We start from the raw sequence: 18,666 nt of genomic DNA, 5'->3' as shown, positions 1-18,666 counted from the left end.
ATATCTCTGGCGTTACTGTTGCCTGTACTTCAGAAACGCATTCATCTTATTATCATAACGCATTTATTATGGAAATACAATTGTCTTTTCTTATTTATTCATTACTCTTCTACTGTATTGTCCTCAATTGACTCTTCTGACATATTCTCTTCCGTTTCATCCTGTGTTTCCTCACTTCCATCATATTCAGTGAGGTCTGAACCGGTATCTTCTGCTTCAGTATATGCATCTTCGTTTTCAATAGAATCCTCTGCACTTCCTGTCTTTTCGTTGACAGTAGACTGGTCTACAATAAATTTCTCCACACGAAGAAGTGCCAGTGATTCATTTACTTCATCCTCTCCATATGTTTCAATCAGCTCATCAATGCTTGCCACTCCATAGTCCAGAATCAGGTTATTCTTTAATTCTTCTGTCTCTGCATCACTCAGACTCAGTCCCTCAGCATCAATGATTCCCTGAACGATCAGATTCTGTTCAACTTTGGATTCTGCATAATTTTTGCATTCTTCATTAAATTCATCTTCTGTCAGATCCCATGTTTCCAGCAGATCACTCAGTTCCATTCCATTGTCTTTTGCAGTCTGTTCATTGAGTGCTTTATAGCTTTCTTCTGCTTTTTTGACATCTTCTTCCGGGTATTTCTTAATCTCAGATGTATCAAGTACCTCAGACCATGCTGTTGCATACAATTCATTATCTGCTGTCGTGGATGCCTGTTTTTCCAGTTCCTCTCTTACAGATTTCTTATAGTCATCTACAGTTTTGTAATCTGTATTGGAAGCAACCCATTCATCTGTCAGTTCAGATGCTCTTGTAAATTTCTGAAGAGTCACCTTAAAAACAGCTTCCTTACCGGAAAGAGAATCATCCTCGCTGTAACCTTCCGGTAAAGTAAGAGTCAGTTCTTTGGTTTCTCCCTTTTTCATTCCAACCAGACCATCTTCAAAACCATCGATTCCCATATCTCCTTCACCGACAACAAGTTCATAGTCATCGGCAGAACTTCCGTCAAACTCTTTACCGTCTACAGTACCTGTAAAATTAATGGTCACAATATCTCCATATTCAACAGTTCCATCTGTAACCTCTGTTCCCTTGTCCTGTAATTCATAGTTGATTTCTGCATCCACATCATCATCTGTTACTGCCTGTGTATAACGATCCAGTGTAAGTCCTTTGTAATCTCCAATTGTAACATAATCAGAAACATCTTTTACCGAAATAATTCTTGTCTCTTCCTTCTTGGAATCAGAAGTCTTGGAATCTGTCTTGTCCGTATCAGAATTGTCAGAAGCCGTTTCTGTTTTGGCGGTAGTCTTATCAGTCTTATCAGAACTGTCCTTGCTTCCACACGCAGTAAGAGATACCGCCATACAAGTTACTAACATTGCTGCTACTACTTTTTTCTTCATGAAAAATCTCCTTTCAAATCTGGTTATTATTTACATTTCCGGAACCGGAGTCGGCCGGGAAGAATCCCATACATCAGAAACATCAAAAAGGTCACTGAGCATATCCGGGTTATAGTACATTCTATATCCATCCAGGTTTCTTCTTCCCTGGCGGAAATACTGATCTGTGATCTGAACAAAATACTGACTGGAATCTACGTTGCAGAAATAATTGTATCCCGCGCTCTTGTAATACTGGAACTTCGGATTATCAGAAGAATATCCCTCCCAGTCACCAATATCCGCGCCAAACGCAAAGATGACCATATCTGTATCACCAAGGATCGGAGCCACATAAGCTTTCCATTTCTTATCATCAGTCTCAAGATCCTCTGCGGAACGCTCTGTTGCATTCATGTGTCCCCAGGTATGGCTCGCAAATTCCCATCCCTCTGCTTTCATGGCATCTGCTACCTTCGTTGCATCCTTAACATCCTGGTCATAATCAAAATCAGGATTGTCATCCAGGAATTTCTTCTGGTCATCCTGAAGATTTTCTTTGGTCTTGTAGGCTATATCAGTTCTGTATCCCAGTACTCCGTTATAACCTGTCATCGCAAGGATTCCCTTGCGTCCATGATAGGAAAAATCCGGATGTTCTTTGATAAAAGAATCCAACAGCGGAACAAGATCATAATCTCCTACCAGGACATTTCCATCTGCATCAATGTATTCTGTTTTTACATCTCCATTTTCATCGAGTACAAGTTTGGATGCACATCCATCACCATCCATATAATGATAATAACTGACATCGTCCTGAGAAAGCACAAACGGGATCTTGCCCTCCGGCACCATGATCTTGCCACGGCTCATCGTACCATCCTTGTTCACTGTTGCCATGTCATGCGGGCTTACCAGAACATAGCCCTTATCATACATGATCTGAATGATCTTATTGAACTCACTGACAGTCGTCATAACCTGATTGTAGTTTCCGGATTTGGAATCTCCGTCAAAAGCCCTGGAAGTGTCCTCGATCAGTGTGTGAAAAAATACATGTGTGATCTGTTCCAGTGGATACTCTACAAGTGAAGACTTTGCAATCTGGCACTTGGCTGCCAGGTCCATATAGTCCTTGTTTTTCGTAAAATCTTTCTGACCCTTCAGAAGTTTGATCGCCTCATCGTAATTATACTGTTCGTACATGATCGTTGCCTGATCGAGAACTGTCTGATCCTTACTGGATTTCTCAGAATCAGTGTCCTCTGTGTCTCCGGCATCTGCCTCACTGCTGTCTGTCTCTGCTTCATCCTGAGAAGCAGTCTGGTAAGTTTTTACTGTTTTGGTTTCTTTTTCTGCTATATGATTCAAAAGCGGCAGAATATAACTGCCGCTCAGAAGTATCGAAGCTGACAAAATACATGTAAGTATCACAGCTCTTTTCTTCATAGTTAGTAACTCCTTCTTTCTTATTTGTTTAACCCATCGGTGGAACCGGAGTCGGTCTGCTTGGATCAAAAACATCTTTTGCATTGAACAGGTCTTCCAGAAGATCCGGATTATAGTACATACGATATCCGTCCAGATTTCGTCTTCCCTGACGGAAATAGCGATCCCGGATCTGCACAAAATATTTGCTGGAATCTACATTACAATAATAATTATATCCGACACTCTTGAGATATTCAAATTTATCACCGGAATAGTCCTCCTGAGTGGTCAGATCCGTACCAAATGCAAAAATAATAATATCCGTTCCTCCGATCAGGGGATCCACATTATCCTTAAACTTCTGTGTATCTGCCTGAAGCTGTTCCAGAGAAATCTGTCCGATGTTTTGATGACCCCAGGTATGACTGGCAAACAACCATCCATCCTCTTTCATAGCATCAGCAACTTTCTTTGCTTCTTCCCGTTCTTTGTCCAGACTGAAATCCGGGTGTGCATCCAGCCATTCAACTTTGTTATCATCCAGATCTGCCGGACGTGTTTCATAGCTGATATCTGTGCGATATCCCAGGATTCCATTATATCCGGTCAATGCAACGATTCCCTTGGCTCCTCTGTAAGAAAAATCAGGATGTTCTTCTACGAAACGATCGATCAATGGAACCATATCATAGTCACCTACTGATACACTTCCATCATCCTCAATATATTCATTTCGAATCTTGCCTTCATCATCTACAACCAGTTTGGAGGCAAATCCATCACCATCCATATAATGGTAATAACAAACATCATCCTGAGAAAGTACAAACGGGATCTTACCTTCCGGAAGAAGGATCTCTCCCGGTGACATGGTTCCATCCTCATTTACAGTAGCCATGTCCTTGATGCTTACCATCACATACCCCTTATCATACATGGTCTGTGTGATCTTGTTGAATTCATCGATCGTGGTCATGACCTGATTATAATCTGCTTCCTTGTAATCACCATCAAAAGCTTTGCTCGGATCTTTGATAAGAATGTGATAAAAAACATGTGTCACTTCTTCCAGTGGCCATGATTTACAGGAAGCTTTGGCCTCTTCGTATTTCTTAACGGCACTCTGCATATCTGAATCGCTGCTATATGATGTATCTGCCTTAAGAAGTTCTATCGCACCGTCATAATCATACTGTGTCGCTTTAAGTTCAGCAGCTTTGAGTGTATCTTTCGGTGAACTTTTGCTGCTGGCGGTTTCCTGCTCTGTCTTGTCTCCCCCGGAAACAGAAGAACCGGAAGCATCTGCCGTCGTTTCTTTATCTGTGCCGCTGGCTGACGGCTTCGACGAAGAAAAATGTCCTGCAATTCCACGGACTGCCGCAGTTATAATAACTACTGCTGCCAACGCCATAACTATCAGGATCATCCTTCTCTGACGCTGCCGTTTCCTCTGCAGCGCCCGTCTCCTGCGCCGGCGTTCCCGAATCCGCTCTTCCTCGGTCAGATCTTCTTTTCTTACAGAAGCAGTCGTTCTTTCCCTGTATTGGTGCCTGTTCCGACTTTTACCATTATCCTTCTCCATACTAACTCCTTAGTCTTTTTTTTCTGTAATCCCCAGTATACCCGGGATTTCTGTATTTATCCCTGTCTTTAGATTTCGCTCTTTTCATTATACCTGTTTAACTATATAATTTCCACCGTTTTCCTTTTTCTTCACGGAATTTTCGTGAATTTATTTGCCTTTTGTAATAAATAATGATAGAATATATTTCGCATAAATATTTGTAATATACACACTGAGGAGGGTATCTATGAGTACACTTAGCATCGTCCTTCTTGTTATCTTGGTCATTCTGATCATTGCCCTGGTTGCACTTTATTTCTTCGGAAAGAAAGCTCAGAAGAAGCAAGAAGAACAGCAGGCACAGATTGAAGCTGCAAAACAGACTGTTTCCATGCTGATCATCGATAAGAAACGACTTCCACTCAAAGAATCCGGTCTGCCGCAGATGGTCATTGACCAGGCTCCTAAGCTGATGCGCCGTTCCAAACTGCCGATCGTTAAGGCTAAGGTTGGTCCGAAGATCTCCATACTGATCGCAGATGAGAAGGTTTTTGACCTGATCCCTGTCAAAAAAGAAGTAAAAGCCGAAGTAAGCGGTTTATACATCGTTGGAGTTAAAGGAATCCGTGGTTCTCTTGAAGCACCGGCACCTAAGAAAAAGGGATTTTTCAAAAGAATGTTCAGCAAAGACAAATAAGATCGAAAGACAATGCCCGTAAAGTATTTCAGCTTTACGGGCATTTTAATTTGATTTTATAAAACAAAATCCGCGGAATCCTTGGACTGTGCCTGTACGGTCAGATAACAGTCAGCGACATGCTCTTCGTTCATATCCAGAGCATAATCCACCTTCATCTGAATGCCGTCTTCACTCTCCTTGAGTTCCAGTCCTGTCGCTGAGATTCCCATCTGCAGCGTACCATATGGCGTATTGTAAAAAGTCTTGTTTTTCTTGCCTTCCTCAAAAACCATATGTACATTTACCTGTCCCTGCTTGCGGACTTCTACTCCGTTCGGTGACATCTTGATATAATTTACTGTAGTCTCTGCGGTATCATCCAGCATTTCTTCGTAACGGAGATAATGACTTCCGTTTCGGAAATAATACTGTCCCGGAACTACGATCTCGATCGGCTCCTGTGCATCATCTGTTTCCATCATCTGGAGCCCGCGTACATGTATCAGTACATCTTTATTCATATGTTTACTCCTCTTTAATACTTCTCTATGTCGATCTTCTTTGCCATTGAAACATCATATGGCAAGATAGAATTTGCAAAATCCTTAAACTCATCTGCCAGGTCACTGACATAAAAGCGATACGGAAAATCCTCTTCACCTGTTCCACTGCTGGAAATATCCATCTCTGCAAGAAGTGCCTTCAGCTGTAAGGCTGTCTCGTATGCCGGATTAACCAGTCGCACGCCCTCACCCATGACTTCTCTGATCGTAGAACGGATCAGCGGATAATGTGTACAGCCGAGGATCAGTGTGTCAATTTCTTTATCCTTCAGTTCCTGAAGGTATCTGGACACGATCTCCGTAGTTACAGGATCATGAAGCCATCCTTCCTCGACCAGCGGAACAAACAACGGACATGCCTTGCCTATCACTGTGATCTCCGGATCAAGCTGTTTAAGATACGCCTCATGAATACCGCTTCCGACAGTTCCAAGCGTTCCGATCACTCCGACTCGCTTATTGCGTGTCTCCTTTGCAGCAACCTTGGCTCCTGCTTCGATCACTCCAAGTACAGGGATATCCAGTTCATCCTTCACTGCATCCAGGGCAAATGCACTTGCCGTGTTGCAGGCGATCACGATTGCCTTGACCTGCTGCTCCTCCAGAAAATGAATGATCTGTCTGGAATAGCGGATGACTGTATCCTTGGATTTACTTCCATAAGGAACTCTCGCCGTATCGCCAAAATAAACGATCTTCTCCGATGGAAGATTTCTCATGATCTCCCTGGCTACGGTAAGACCGCCTACTCCGGAATCAAATACACCGATCGGTGCATCTCTGTCTATTTTCATAAATCTATTTCTCCAGTCCTTTATGTTCTGTTTGCTATGTAAGACTCAGAAAAAGCCACAGCCTCTCTGAATCGTTCTTTAATCTTACCACCTCTTCAGGGCTTTCGCAAGCCAGAAGGAAAGCTTTGGCGGCTGTTTTACAGTATTTTCATAATTAGTGCTGTTCTGTGATCCTCTCTCAAAGCAAAACTGTGGATACAGGGTTCCCCACCACGCCATAATACTGCAATCCTCGACATTTTTCGTGCCTCCGAACAAAAGTGTTACTGCCAGCATGCCTGTCATCACAGACAACAGAAGTCTTTTTTTCCAGTTCCTTAACCAGTCCATTTGGGTACCTCCGAATCTATGAAAATAAAATCGTCTTCTGTCTGGAGTATGGACGTTTTTCTGCAAATTTATTCCAGATATACCTGAATTTCTCCATTCTGCAGGATGATCTCAGGAATTCCTGGTAACGTGCCATTCTCATACCACTGATGATATACCTGGCGCAACGTAGTACCGTTTTTCTCCTGATCCGGAATCCTGTTTTCAAGAAGTCCCGGCAGGTATTCCCCTATCGAGGTTCCTTCCTTGTTCCAGTCCATAAGCTCTGTCAGATTTTCTGTCCGGAATACATATACATTTTCACCGATCAGCGGTTCTTTTTCCAGATAAGATAACAGTTCACTCCATCTGTCTGACTGTGTCAGATCATTCTTAAGGATCAGCACCTGCAGATGTCCCATGTCCAGATATTTTTCCTGTGAACGGTCATATATTTTTTCTATCGTTTCAAAATCCACACCTGTTATCGCCAGTGCAGAATTTCCTGTCTCTTCTTTTTCCTGTCCTTCTGCACTTGGAAGTTCCGGCAGTCCATAAATAAATTTCCACCCATTTTCCGACTGCTCTACGCCGAGTGCAAGTGGATACATTCTCTTTTCCGGTTCAATTCCCGCACATCCGCTCAGTGTCAACGCGCAGATCAACAAAACAACTGTAGTCGTTTTTCTTATTTTCTTTTTCTGTCCATGAAAAAGGATCGCCATCTGTATGAGCAGAAGTCCCGGGACAAAAATACTTCTCAGATAGTTTCTGTAGAATATCACCACATCCATACCTGGTACTTCCACCAATGACAATCCGAAGATCAGAATTGCCAGCCAGTATTTCGCCGTTCCCAGATGGCATTTCTCCGTGATTTGATAGCCATAGTAAAAAAGACTTCCCATTGCAAACAACAATCCATACAGAAGAAATCCCATCCAGAGAACATCAAATCTCGCAAGGACATTTCCCGGAAGATCTGCCCCTGCAAGAAGAGGCAGGATTGGATATGTTTCTGTAAGAAGCCGTCTCCACCCAAATACTGCCGGCAATAAAATAAGAACTCCTGCAAAGATTCCACCTACAGTGAGGACAGACGCTATGATCGTCTTGCCTGCACTTCCCCGCTTCTCTACATCACGCATGATAAACGGCAAAAGTCCGATCCCGGAAAATCCGCACAGAAAAAGATAACTGCTCTGAATGACTCCACTCCCGCTCACTCGCTCTGTTTCAAACATCTCCTGAAGATAATCAACACGTGTCTGTCCAAGGCACAGTACCATCATCAGAAGGATTCCAACCAAAAGCAAACCTCCGGAAACTTCTGCCATCCGTCCCCGTCTCTGGATTCCTCGTTCTGTTCCCACACTGCATATAACGACTACCAGAAAAGAGATCCAGCCCGCCGGCACTCCCAGGATCAGCCACCTTGGCACGATCTGCTCCAGTATCTTCAAGATATAAACTGCCGTCAGGATAATATACGCCAGAAAAAAGAGTCCTGCTATCCGTCCCCAGAACCTTCCAAAAAAACGTACCATATCCGAATATCCGCTGGTCACTCTCAAAAGCACAAAAACATAAATGACCAGCAGGATCACTGCCGCCAGAACACCTGCGATTCCCGTCATTCCCTGAATCCCGTTTTTCCCAGGAAGACAGATCAGGAAAGGAGCCAGAAACGTCAGGATCATCTGGCGATAAAGCTGTCTGTGCGAAATCCTGTTATTCTCCGCAAATTTCATGAGTCTTTCTCCTCCTGTCCCTGAACTTTCCGGGAATCTTCCCGGCGGCTTTCTCCGGAATCATCGGAATCATTTTTCCGCAGACGGATTTTCTGTTCCCATCTTGCATAGAGCGGCCTCTGCCATCTCTTCCTGAACGGGATCCGCAGGATTCCTTCGCCAGCATCGCGGCAGGGTTCTTTTTTTATAAACGGAAGAAGGTACGGCATGCCGCAACTCAGAAGCCCGGAGAGATGTGCCACTGTCAGATAGATCCCCAGAACGATTCCAAAGATTCCAAGATATCCACCCAGAAACAGAAATACATATTTCAAAAGTCGGAATGCTGCGGCAAACTCTTCCTCCGGGATCACCATCGATCCCAGTGCGGTCAATGCAACGATCATAACAACGATAGGACTGACCAGATTTGCACTGACTGCCGCCTGACCAATGATCAGGCCTCCCACGATTCCGATCGCATTCCCCAATGCCCCGGGGACCCGCACTCCTGCCTCCCGGATCAGTTCAAACGAGAGTTCCAGAAAGATCAGTTCGACCACGCTGGAAAAAGGTACTCCCTCCCGTGCTTTTGCAAAAGACAGGATCAGATTTGCCGGAAGTATCTGTGTGTGAAAGCGGATCACCGCAAGGTAAAGCCCCGGGAGCAGTGTCGCCACAAGCAGTGCAAGATAACGAAGTGCCCGCAGAAACGATGCCATTTCAAAATGATGAAACCAGTCCTCGCTGCTCTCCATAAAGCCATTAAAGGAACTTGGAAGGATCAGTGCGGACGGAGAATTGTCACAGAGCACCACGATCTTTCCATTCAGGATCTCCATCGCCGCCCGGTCGGGACGTTCCGTTGTCTGATACTGTGGAAACGGTGAATACCATGTTCTGTCTGTAAGCTGTTCCAGCATTCCACTGTCAAAGATTCCATCTATCCTGTATTCATCCAGACTGGTTTTGATATTCTCCAGAAGATCTTCCTGAACGAGATCTTCCATGTAGAGAAGCTGCAGGACTGTCTTTGATCGGACACCTGTCGTTTTTTCCTCGACCTTCATTCTGCTGTTCCGGATCCGCTTTCTGACCAGTGCGGAGTTTGTTTTTACAGAATCCGAAAATCCTTCTTTGGAACCGCGCAGGACTTTTTCTGATTTCGCTTCGGAAACTCCCATGTCCGGGTATCCCTTGCTGGATATTTTCATCGCCTTGTCATATCCGTCTATAAAAAAAACTGCATTTCCTGCAAGAACTGCTGACAGGACTTCTTCCATATCCGCCAGTTTCTGCACATCTGCGATCCCCAGACTGTTGTTCCGCATAAATTCCTGTATCTGCCCCGGTGAGATCTCCCAGAAATGATTGATCATCTTGCCCAGTGCAGAATCATCCAGCATCATATTTGAAACTGCCACTTCGATATAGACCATCAGACAGTCTATTTTGCTTTCGCTTCCCAGACGCATGGGGCGGATCAGGATATCTGCACAGTTCTCGAATTTTTCTCTGATGTAGGATTCATTTTTTCTCAGTTCACTGTGGATTTTGGTCTTTTGATCCATTGCATCCTCCTGTTGTAATCGTAATCCATAAAAAAAAAGAGATACACACAATATGTATCTCTTTTAGAATAACCGGATTATACAATTTTATTTACAGTTCAGCGATTTTTTGTTTCTTCCCTGATAGAGCGGATGATCGCCTCTCTCTGGTTCTCGATATGCTGATAAGAAATCTCCTTGGCTTTCTTGAGGTCACGATTCTTGATCGCCTCGTAGATCTCCTCATGTTCCTTAACAAGAAGGTTTCTTGTTTCTTCATCCTTGAGATATTCCACACGATATCTGTAGATCTGCTCACGAAGATTATTCAGTACCTGATTCAGTCTGCGGTTGTCGGAAGATTTGTAGATCACTTCATGAAAAGTTACATCGGCTTCTGCCAGCTTAACAAGATTTCCCTCTGCCATCGTATCCTCAAAGTTCTTGGCTGCTTTCCAGAGATCATCAAGCTGCTCCTCGGTCATGCGCGCGCATGCATTCTCGATCGACAGATTTTCAAGTGCCATACGGACTTCCAGTACATCATTCAGATCCTTCTCTGTAATGTTCGCCACCTGTGCACCGCGGCGCGGGATCATCACGACCAGACCTTCCAGTTCCAGCTTACGCATCGCCTCACGAACAGGAGTCCTGCTGACTCCAAGTTTCTCCGCCAGCGCGATCTCCATCAGTCGTTCTCCGGGTTTCAGCTCACCCTTCAGAATCGCTTTACGCAGTGTGTTAAATACCACATCTCTTAACGGCAGATATTCATTCATATCAACAGAAAAATCATTCATCTTAAGTACCTCCTGTAAAAAATTCCCCTCAGTCTTTGCGGTTAAAAACTTCTGTAGCAAATACAGTCTTGGCCAGATGACTGCTTCGCAGAACCCTGGCTGCTGCTTTCATCTTGTTCTTATCATCAAAAATACCAAAGACAGTCGGACCGCTTCCGCTCATCATTGCCTTGAGTGCACCATGTGCCTCCATGAGATCCTTGATCTCCTGGAGCACCGGATATTTGCCGATGATCCCCGGTTCAAATACATTTCCCATTCGGGAAACCATAGTATAAAGATCTCCATTCTCAATATCAGAGATCATACCATCAATATCAGGATGTGCTCCCATATTCTGAAGATCCAGATTTTCATAAGCCAGTTTCGTAGAAACATTGACCGCCGGTTTGCCAACCAGAATATAACATTTCGGAAGCTGCGGAAGTCTGGTCAGTTTCTCACCGATTCCCTCAGCCAGTGCTGTTCCACGCATAATGCAGTACGGCACATCTGCCCCGATCTGCACAGCACGCTCCATGAGTTCCTGCTCACTTAAGCCAAGATGAAACATCTTGTTTACACCGACAAACGCTGCCGCTGCATCGGAACTTCCGCCTGCCATACCTGCTGCCACCGGAATGGACTTGGTAAGCTTCATGGAAATTCCCTCCTGGATATCAAATTCATCCATGAGAAGTTTCGCTGCCTTATATACCAGATTTCTCTCATCTGACGGAACATAAAGAAGATTCGTAGTCAATGTGATCCCCGGTGAAGATTTCCGCCGGATATCCAGAAGATCATACATCTGGATCGTCTGCATCAGCATACGAACTTCATGGTAACCATCGTCTCTTTTACCCAGGATATCCAGTCCCAGATTAATTTTCGCCATTGCTCGCAAACGCATAAATATCCCCTCTGTCCTTTGTGATTTTGTTTCTTTTTTCATTTCTTTTGTACTTTGTATACAATATGATTGTATCTATTTTAAATGATTTTTTTCAGGATTTCAAGTATCAGCTTTCAACTTTTTTTACCAATAAAAGCGGCTGTCCCAGGGTCAGCTGATCATTTTCGAGACTGTTCATGGAAATGATCTCCTCCATAGTCGTATAGAATTTTTTTGCGATGTCCCAGAGTGTATCTCCCTGCTTCACCATATATACCGTAATTCCCGGCATACTTCGGATCTTTTCTGTATCGAGTGGCTGTTCTTCCACACTTTCAATGATCTTTTCCTCTATGCACTGGATCACAAGAACATTCAGGCTCACCGCCGCTCTGACTTCAATCTCGTTACTGTCGACCATGCTTGTCGAAAGCTGTTCCAGATCCGTATGGAAATAGTAGACGCTGTCCTCTGTGATCCCCCTTGCCTCCACCACATGACTGAACGGCATCATCACTTCCATGGAATAGAACGGCATGTCGTCATTCCCCACGATATAGAGAACTTTCATCTGAACGATCCCGTCTACCTGGATCCCATCTTTGACAATTTTTGTTTTATCTATTTTTACTTTTCCCTGGCTGTGGCAAATCTGGAGGATTTTCCCCTGTGTCTCCTTGATCTCAATCCGATCAGACACGCGGCATTTGGAAAAATTCCTCACCAGAAGACTTTCCAGAACTTCATTTTTGCATTTTGGGATGCACTGACGAAACGGAGTATAGACATCCATAAGTATTTCATGGTCTTCTTCCCTGTAAAGACGGATATCCAACTCCAGTACGATATCTGTTACAAAGATGCGTTCCTCTCCGTCGGAATCCGGTTTCACCTCCACGCTCTGATTGATGACCGAAGCTTCCAGATTTGGAACCATGTCAAAAGTACATCCGCTGCATTCCACTTCTCCGGTAAATGGTATAGAATGCTCCAGCCACTGCAGGGTACCGTCCTCATCATCCCCTTTATACAAAGCAAACAAAAAAAGTTCTCCTTTGGCTTTTACTACATTTTCTTCCGGTCTTAAGTCCAGTCCTCTGACTTCAAGCGTATACCAGAGAAGCTCTGCGATATTCGGTTTATTGGATACCAGTTCTACTTCTTCTTTGAGCCGCAAGGTGTCTTTTTTATGTATGGCAAGACTGAGAAGACGCATCTGTTTTTTCTGCACAGAAACTGTTTCATCATCCAGTGAAACCGGCAGACGGATTCCTGAGAGTTCATCTACAACTGCATAAAAAGTCACTACTGCTTTGATGTTCAGTTTTCTTGAATGGATCAGGTGCAGGCTCAGATCCTCTATTTCCCACCGAAGACACATCTTATCGCCACTTACGATCCCCTCAAGGTTCATCGTCTCTTCCACCGGCAGTTTGGCTGAGAGACTGTAAACTTTGCCCTCTTCTTCTCCTACATAGAGAAGATCCACCTGCAGGCTTCCTTTCAGAAAAGCATGACCGTCGCTTAATCGGACTTCTTCTACCGAAACATCGCCCTTGTTCTGGACCATCCGTCCGATATCCGGTTTTACATCCGGCACATTATAATCCACATCAAAAGTCACCTGGCTGGTCGCTCTGCTCTTTGTCCGCAGCACCTGAATATCTTCTTTTCTTAATTCCATCGCTGACCGCTCCTCTCATACTATTCAAACACAACAGGTTCTTCTCTGTAATCGGTCTTTACTGCAATATACGGATAAGATGGCGCTCCGCTCTGATTTTCTTTCTCCGGTCCGATCAGTCTCGTTTTGAAAAAAATCGTCGTAGACGAAGCCGAAAGTTCAGCCACCTGAATACTGTATCCTCCGCTCATCTGCTTTCCATATCCCCGGATCAGATACAGGGTATCTCCCTTCTGATAAGTCATCTGAAAATCGTCCGCTTTCTTTTCCTGAATCAGTTCCTGTGCACTCTGCGGAAATTCTGCTGTATCCACCACCGTATATTCAAGAGGTGTCCTCTCCCCTTCCTCTATCTTTACCAGGCTGCATCCTCCTGCACTCAGCAAAAAAGCCAGTAATATGCACCAGACAACCGTCATATATCGTTTTGACCGATTTTGTCTGATTCCTGCAGACAGTGGTATCTGCATAGGCACAATTCTCCTGTCCGCTCTTTTTCAATATGTATTCTATGCCAAAACCAAAAGATTTATTGCAACTATTTCAAATATCCCTTATACTGATAGCAGAGTTTCGAACACGCGAAACCCATGCAAATTTAACAGAAAGAGGAATTCGTTATGATTCGTTTTATCATTGTTGCCATTACGGTCATCGGGTTTCTGATCCTTTCCATTCCGATTCTTCTGATCGAATGGATCATCGGAAAATTTTCACCAAGGACCAAGGAAATCAGTTCTCTTCGAATTGTCCAGGGAGTATTTAAATTCATTCTCTGGGAAGCCGGAACCAAAGTTACGATCATCGGCGAAGAAAATGTTCCCAAGGATACTCCGGTTCTCTACATTGGCAATCACAGAAGTTATTTTGACATCGTGCTTACTTACAGCCGCTGTCCGATCCGTACCGGCTACATTGCCAAGAAAGAAATGGAGCGTTATCCGCTTCTTTCCAACTGGATGAAATATCTTCACTGTCTGTTTCTTGACCGTAAGGATATCAAACAGGGACTCAAGACCATCCTCGCAGCCATCGACAAGATCAAATCCGGCATTTCCATCTGTATCTTCCCTGAAGGTACACGTAACAAGAATGCAGATGACCTGGAGCTTCTTCCTTTCCACGACGGAAGCTTCAAAATTGCTTCCAAGACAGGCTGTGCGATCATTCCAATGGCACTTAACAACACCGTAGAAATCTTTGAGGCACATATGCCAAAGATCAAATCAACTCATGTCGTTTTGGAATACGGTAAACCAATCTATGTCAAGGACCTTCCGAAAGAAGATCAGAAACATCTCGGTGCATACACTCAGAACATCATTCACGATATGCTCGAAAAAAATAAACCTCTGGTATGATCCAGGGGTTTATTTTTGTGATTTTATATTCTTTTTTAATAGACAGTAGTTGCTTATCCGATATGTGCTGCTCCGACTGCACGGATGTCCATTGGATATACATTTTCTTTTCCAACAAATTTAGAAATATATTCTACATAGTTCTCCTGCTCTTTTTCCGGAATGATCGCTGCGATAACGCCTGCAAATCCACCACCGTGAACACGGCATACGCCTGCGCCAATCTTCTTGAGGAAAAGCTGTGTCAGTGCAAGAGTTCTTGTGATCTTCTGCTCGTGGAAATCTTTCATAGTGTAGCAGTTCTGAAGGAGTTCCCAGGAAGATTTTCCGGACTCGTCGATCAGTTCAAGGAATTTATCATAATCATCATGGTGGATCGCATCTGCTGCTTCCTCTACACGGGTAGTCTCTCCAAAGAAATGAAGTGCACGGAGAATTGCTCTGTCATCCTCAATCTCATTGCAATGCTCAAGAAGTGCATCTACGTTTGTCTCATGAAGAAGGTTCACGCCAAGTACTTTGGCAACAGCTTTCATTTCACCCGGGATCTCAGAGTATTCCTGGCTCAGATCTGCATGACCTTTTCCTGTATTTACGATAACAAGCTTGTATCCGAATTTTCCGAAGGAGAAATCCAGTTTGCTGTATTTGAGGTTATTGCTGTCAGCGAAATCAAAAAGAACCGGTCCGCCTACTGCACATGCCATCTGGTCCATCATTCCGGAAGCTTTGTCCCAGTAAACATTCTCTGCATACTGGCCAACTTTTGCATAATCATTATATGTCATTTTGCTTTCGTTAAAGAAGTAATCAATGATAGTGCAGATCAGCATCTCGAAAGAAGCAGAAGAACTTACACCTGCTGCTGCGATAACGTTTGTGCTTACATATGCATCGAATCCTGCTGTCTTAAAGCCGTTCTTCTGTGCACCTTCCATCATACCTGCAACGAGTGCCGGTGTTCCCTTCTTGTAGTTTGCCTTGCTCAGTTTGGTAAGGTCTACAACGATCTCATCTCTGTATCCTTCACTGGTGATATGGATAGTCTGTGTTCCGTTCGGATAAGCCGCTCCGATGGTATCCAGGTTGATGCTTCCTGCAATCACCTTGCCGCCATTGTGGTCTGTATGGTTTCCAATGATCTCAGTTCTTCCTGCTGATGTGAAGTATTCTGCTTTGTCATGTTTGTATGTTTTTGCAAAATTATCTGCAAGTTTCTGGAAACGTGCGCTGCTCTTCTCTGTTTCTCCATAGATTTCCTGAAGTTTTGCTGTTTCTGGTAAATTCATGTTCCTGTTCTCCTTTTACATTTTATTTTGATGCATCCCATGTAGTTTTTGTTTCATTATGTTGTTTCGTTACGCTCTTTCATCATGCACATTATTCTCCTGTGCACATCTGATAAATCCATTATATATCTTTTTCTGTAAAATACCTTAATTAATCTGCGAAAAAAAAGTAAAATCTTGCGTTATTCATATTTTTTTGTTTATAATAAAGGTAATTTCCTGCGTTCAGCAAATCTTCGAAAAAAGGAGGAGAGACAGTCTCTCATGCAGATCATCACAAACCAGTTTCAAAAAGAATTAAAGAAACATGGCAGCGACCATTTCCCGTTTCTGGTCAGTTATCAGCGGCTGTCAGAATATGATTCCAATTCCTTTATGTGGCACTACCATCCGGAAATCGAGATCACTTATATAAAAAAAGGCTCCATGCACTATCGTGTAAATAATCAGTCCTTCCACCTGAAAGAAGGGGACATTATTTTCTGCAATTCCAACGCCCTCCACAGCGGCGAAATGGAGCACCAGGAGGATTGTTCCTATATACCGATCACTTTTGACCCAAAGCTGATCTATGGATTTTTCCAGAGCACCATCTGTACGAAATATGTAGAACCTGTGATCCAGAATCTTGCTGTCTGTGCGATGCACATCGACTATACAGAAAGCTGGCATGAAACTTTCCGCAAAAAAATGTTGGAAGTCATCGCCCTTGATAAAGAAAAGCCTGATTTCTACGAACTGGACATATCGATCCGGATGCAGATCATGTGGCGGCTGCTCGTAGAACATCTCCCACATCAGCCGCTTCCTGCCGCATCTGATCTCACAGAATATGAACGGATCCGCAAAATCCTCTCTTACATAGAACAGAATTACATGAACCCGATCACACTGGCAGAAGTCGCTGAACACATTCATCTCTGTGAAAGTGAATGTACGCGCCTGTTTAAACGCCATATGAATACTACACTCTTCTCTTTCCTGCAGGAGTACCGGATCGAACGAAGCCTGGAATACCTGAGCACCCACGAATCCATCAGCAACATCGCCGGAAAGACCGGCTTCTCCGACTCCAACTACTACTCCAAAGTCTTCAGCAAGATCAAAGGCTGTAGTCCGAGAGAATACCGCAAAAATCTTATATCACAGGAGGATCACGCATGAACTACAACAATGCAAAAGAACAATTTGAGAAATATCTGAACAGCTATGACCGTGATAATGGTAAAGTCCGTCTCAAGATCATTCATACCTACGGCGTAGTGCATGATATGACAGAAATCTGTAAACGTATGCAGTTATCTGATGAAGACACTGAACTCGCCAGAATCATTGCCCTGCTGCACGACATTGGTCGTTTTGAACAGTTGAAACGTTTTGACAGCTTCGAACCGACCACCATGGATCACGCAGCTTATGGTGTGCAGGTTTTATTTGAAGAAGGCATGATCCGCCAGTTTGTCCCGGAATCCACCTGGGACGATATCATCCACACTGCTATCGCCAGACACAGTGATTTCAAACTTGAGGGGATCACAGATCCACTCACCCTCCTTCACGCCCGCTTGATCCGCGATGCAGACAAACTGGACAACTGTCGCGTAAAATTAGAGGATGATCTTCTGGTCTTCATGGGGGCATCTGGAGAAGAAATCGGTGCACAGGCAATTACTCCTGTCATTTACGATACTGTTTTCAAAAACCAGTGTGTCTACTCCCCTGACCGCGTCACCAGAATGGATTACTGGGTCTCCTACGTCGCTTACTTCCTTGACATCAATTATCGTGCAACCCTCGATATCATCGAAGAACACGACTACCTCAACAAGATCATCGACCGCATTCCTTACTCCAACCCGGACACCCGCCAGAAGATGGAAGACATCCGTTCCCATCTGGCAGAGTTTATCCACACCAATCCAGGCCATTCCTGGAACTAATCCACATTTTCCCCACAAAAAAGGACCTGACTCACCTAGCCAGATCCTTTTTATTTGCCCACAATCACTCCCCACACAGAAAATCTACCCCACACAAAAACCAAGCATACATTCCCCCACCAACTCACTTCATCTCATCATAACCTATAGCCATGTTTCAACTAAGCCAGGGGTGTGCAGAGGGGACTGCTAAGTCCACTTTGCGGAATTTATTTGATGAATACTTTGTCCAGATGCCAGATATCATCTACATACTCTTCAATTGTTCTGTCAGATGTAAATTTACCTGCGCATGCTGTGTTCAGCATAGCCATACGAGCCCAGCCTTTTTCATCTTTGTATGCTTCTTCTACTTTCTTCTGTGCTGCTGCATAGGAGCGGAAGTCAGCAAGGATGAAGTACTGGTCTGCTCTCTCTCCACCATTCTGGTTGAGGAGTGAGTTGTACAGATCACGGAACAGTTCTGTATCAGCGGAGAATGTTCCATTTACAAGCTCTGTCAGTACCTGACGGATCTCATCATCTGTGTTGTAGATGACTCTCGGATCATATCCGCCATTGTTTTCGTAATTAATAACTTCATCTGCACTCAGACCGAAGATAAATGCGTTTTCTTTGCCAACTTCATCAACGATCTCAACGTTAGCACCATCCATGGTTCCCAGAGTCGGTGCACCGTTCAGCATGAACTTCATGTTACC

At 44.0% G+C, this 18,666-nt stretch carries 18 protein-coding genes; 4 read left to right on the top strand and 14 right to left on the bottom strand.

What is annotated here, in order from left to right; all coding sequences use genetic code 11:
• Positions 1-101: 101 nt before the first annotated feature.
• From QZL69_RS13320 to QZL69_RS13310, 3 genes are read right to left on the bottom strand one after another with little or no spacing between them, the layout of a single operon-like run.
• Complete coding sequence (locus QZL69_RS13320) at positions 102-1,415, bottom strand: trigger factor (protein WP_022215685.1); 1,314 nt, start codon at positions 1,413-1,415, stop codon at positions 102-104.
• 30 nt (positions 1,416-1,445) lie between these two features.
• Positions 1,446-2,846, bottom strand: a complete 1,401-nt coding sequence (locus QZL69_RS13315; protein ID WP_022215684.1) for a polysaccharide deacetylase family protein — start codon at positions 2,844-2,846, stop codon at positions 1,446-1,448.
• A gap of 28 nt (positions 2,847-2,874) precedes the next feature.
• Positions 2,875-4,410, bottom strand: a complete 1,536-nt coding sequence (locus QZL69_RS13310) for a polysaccharide deacetylase family protein (protein WP_022215683.1) — start codon at positions 4,408-4,410, stop codon at positions 2,875-2,877.
• A gap of 229 nt (positions 4,411-4,639) precedes the next feature.
• Between QZL69_RS13310 and QZL69_RS13305 the strand changes: the two genes are divergently transcribed.
• The gene (locus QZL69_RS13305) at positions 4,640-5,089 is read left to right on the top strand and encodes a hypothetical protein (RefSeq protein ID WP_022215682.1); all 450 of its coding nucleotides are present in this window, start codon (positions 4,640-4,642) and stop codon (positions 5,087-5,089) included.
• A gap of 56 nt (positions 5,090-5,145) precedes the next feature.
• On the opposite strand, the gene QZL69_RS13300 is transcribed toward QZL69_RS13305, so the two are convergent.
• The 9 genes from QZL69_RS13300 to QZL69_RS13260 all read right to left on the bottom strand — a co-directional run bounded on the left by QZL69_RS13300 (position 5,146) and on the right by QZL69_RS13260 (position 13,845).
• Positions 5,146-5,592, bottom strand: coding sequence for a DUF1934 domain-containing protein (locus QZL69_RS13300; protein WP_022215681.1), 447 nt, complete (start codon positions 5,590-5,592; stop codon positions 5,146-5,148).
• Positions 5,593-5,606: 14 nt separating this feature from the next.
• Positions 5,607-6,428 carry a glutamate racemase gene (gene murI, locus QZL69_RS13295; protein ID WP_022215680.1) on the bottom strand — a complete coding sequence of 274 codons (822 nt, stop codon included), beginning with the start codon at positions 6,426-6,428 and terminating at the stop codon, positions 5,607-5,609.
• An 84-nt stretch (positions 6,429-6,512) separates the two neighbouring features.
• Positions 6,513-6,758: a hypothetical protein gene (locus QZL69_RS13290; RefSeq protein ID WP_022215679.1), complete on the bottom strand. Its 246-nt coding sequence runs from the start codon at positions 6,756-6,758 to the stop codon at positions 6,513-6,515.
• 68 nt (positions 6,759-6,826) lie between these two features.
• Positions 6,827-8,488, bottom strand: coding sequence for a GerAB/ArcD/ProY family transporter (locus QZL69_RS13285; RefSeq protein WP_022215678.1), 1,662 nt, complete (start codon positions 8,486-8,488; stop codon positions 6,827-6,829).
• Positions 8,485-10,038, bottom strand: a complete 1,554-nt coding sequence (locus QZL69_RS13280; RefSeq protein ID WP_022215677.1) for a spore germination protein — start codon at positions 10,036-10,038, stop codon at positions 8,485-8,487. The genes QZL69_RS13285 and QZL69_RS13280 overlap by 4 nt, the downstream gene beginning before the upstream one ends.
• 98 nt (positions 10,039-10,136) lie before the next feature.
• Complete coding sequence (locus tag QZL69_RS13275) at positions 10,137-10,817, bottom strand: GntR family transcriptional regulator (RefSeq protein ID WP_022215676.1); 681 nt, start codon at positions 10,815-10,817, stop codon at positions 10,137-10,139.
• Between the two features lie 28 nt (positions 10,818-10,845).
• Complete coding sequence (ispE, locus tag QZL69_RS13270; protein ID WP_022215675.1) at positions 10,846-11,709, bottom strand: 4-(cytidine 5'-diphospho)-2-C-methyl-D-erythritol kinase; 864 nt, start codon at positions 11,707-11,709, stop codon at positions 10,846-10,848.
• A 109-nt stretch (positions 11,710-11,818) separates the two neighbouring features.
• On the bottom strand, positions 11,819-13,375 hold the full coding sequence (locus QZL69_RS13265; protein ID WP_022215674.1) for a DUF3794 and LysM peptidoglycan-binding domain-containing protein: 1,557 nt from the start codon (positions 13,373-13,375) through the stop codon (positions 11,819-11,821).
• Positions 13,376-13,395: 20 nt separating this feature from the next.
• Positions 13,396-13,845 (bottom strand): protease complex subunit PrcB family protein, encoded by a 450-nt coding sequence (locus tag QZL69_RS13260; protein WP_022215673.1) that lies wholly within the window; start codon positions 13,843-13,845, stop codon positions 13,396-13,398.
• Positions 13,846-13,995: 150 nt separating this feature from the next.
• Here QZL69_RS13260 and QZL69_RS13255 point away from each other — a divergent pair, with 150 nt between their 5' ends.
• The gene (locus QZL69_RS13255) at positions 13,996-14,736 is read left to right on the top strand and encodes a lysophospholipid acyltransferase family protein (protein ID WP_022215672.1); all 741 of its coding nucleotides are present in this window, start codon (positions 13,996-13,998) and stop codon (positions 14,734-14,736) included.
• 53 nt (positions 14,737-14,789) lie between these two features.
• On the opposite strand, the gene QZL69_RS13250 is transcribed toward QZL69_RS13255, so the two are convergent.
• Entirely contained in the window at positions 14,790-16,025 is a 1,236-nt protein-coding gene (locus QZL69_RS13250) for a galactokinase (RefSeq protein WP_022215671.1), read from the bottom strand.
• Between the two features lie 264 nt (positions 16,026-16,289).
• Here QZL69_RS13250 and QZL69_RS13245 point away from each other — a divergent pair, with 264 nt between their 5' ends.
• Positions 16,290-17,189, top strand: coding sequence for a helix-turn-helix transcriptional regulator (locus QZL69_RS13245; RefSeq protein ID WP_022215670.1), 900 nt, complete (start codon positions 16,290-16,292; stop codon positions 17,187-17,189).
• On the top strand, positions 17,186-17,965 hold the full coding sequence (locus tag QZL69_RS13240) for an HD domain-containing protein (RefSeq protein ID WP_022215669.1): 780 nt from the start codon (positions 17,186-17,188) through the stop codon (positions 17,963-17,965). Before QZL69_RS13245 ends, QZL69_RS13240 begins: the two co-directional genes overlap by 4 nt.
• A gap of 209 nt (positions 17,966-18,174) precedes the next feature.
• Here QZL69_RS13240 and QZL69_RS13235 read toward each other — a convergent pair.
• A partial coding sequence (locus QZL69_RS13235; protein ID WP_291519768.1) for a glycogen/starch/alpha-glucan phosphorylase occupies positions 18,175-18,666 on the bottom strand: 492 nt, incomplete at its 5' end.

The organism is Blautia sp. CAG:237 (assembly GCF_000436615.1).
In the GTDB taxonomy this organism is placed as follows: domain Bacteria; phylum Bacillota; class Clostridia; order Lachnospirales; family Lachnospiraceae; genus Blautia_A; species Blautia_A intestinihominis.
The sequence above is the reverse complement of the archived record's forward strand: the minus strand, read 5'-3'. Positions and strand labels throughout refer to the sequence as shown.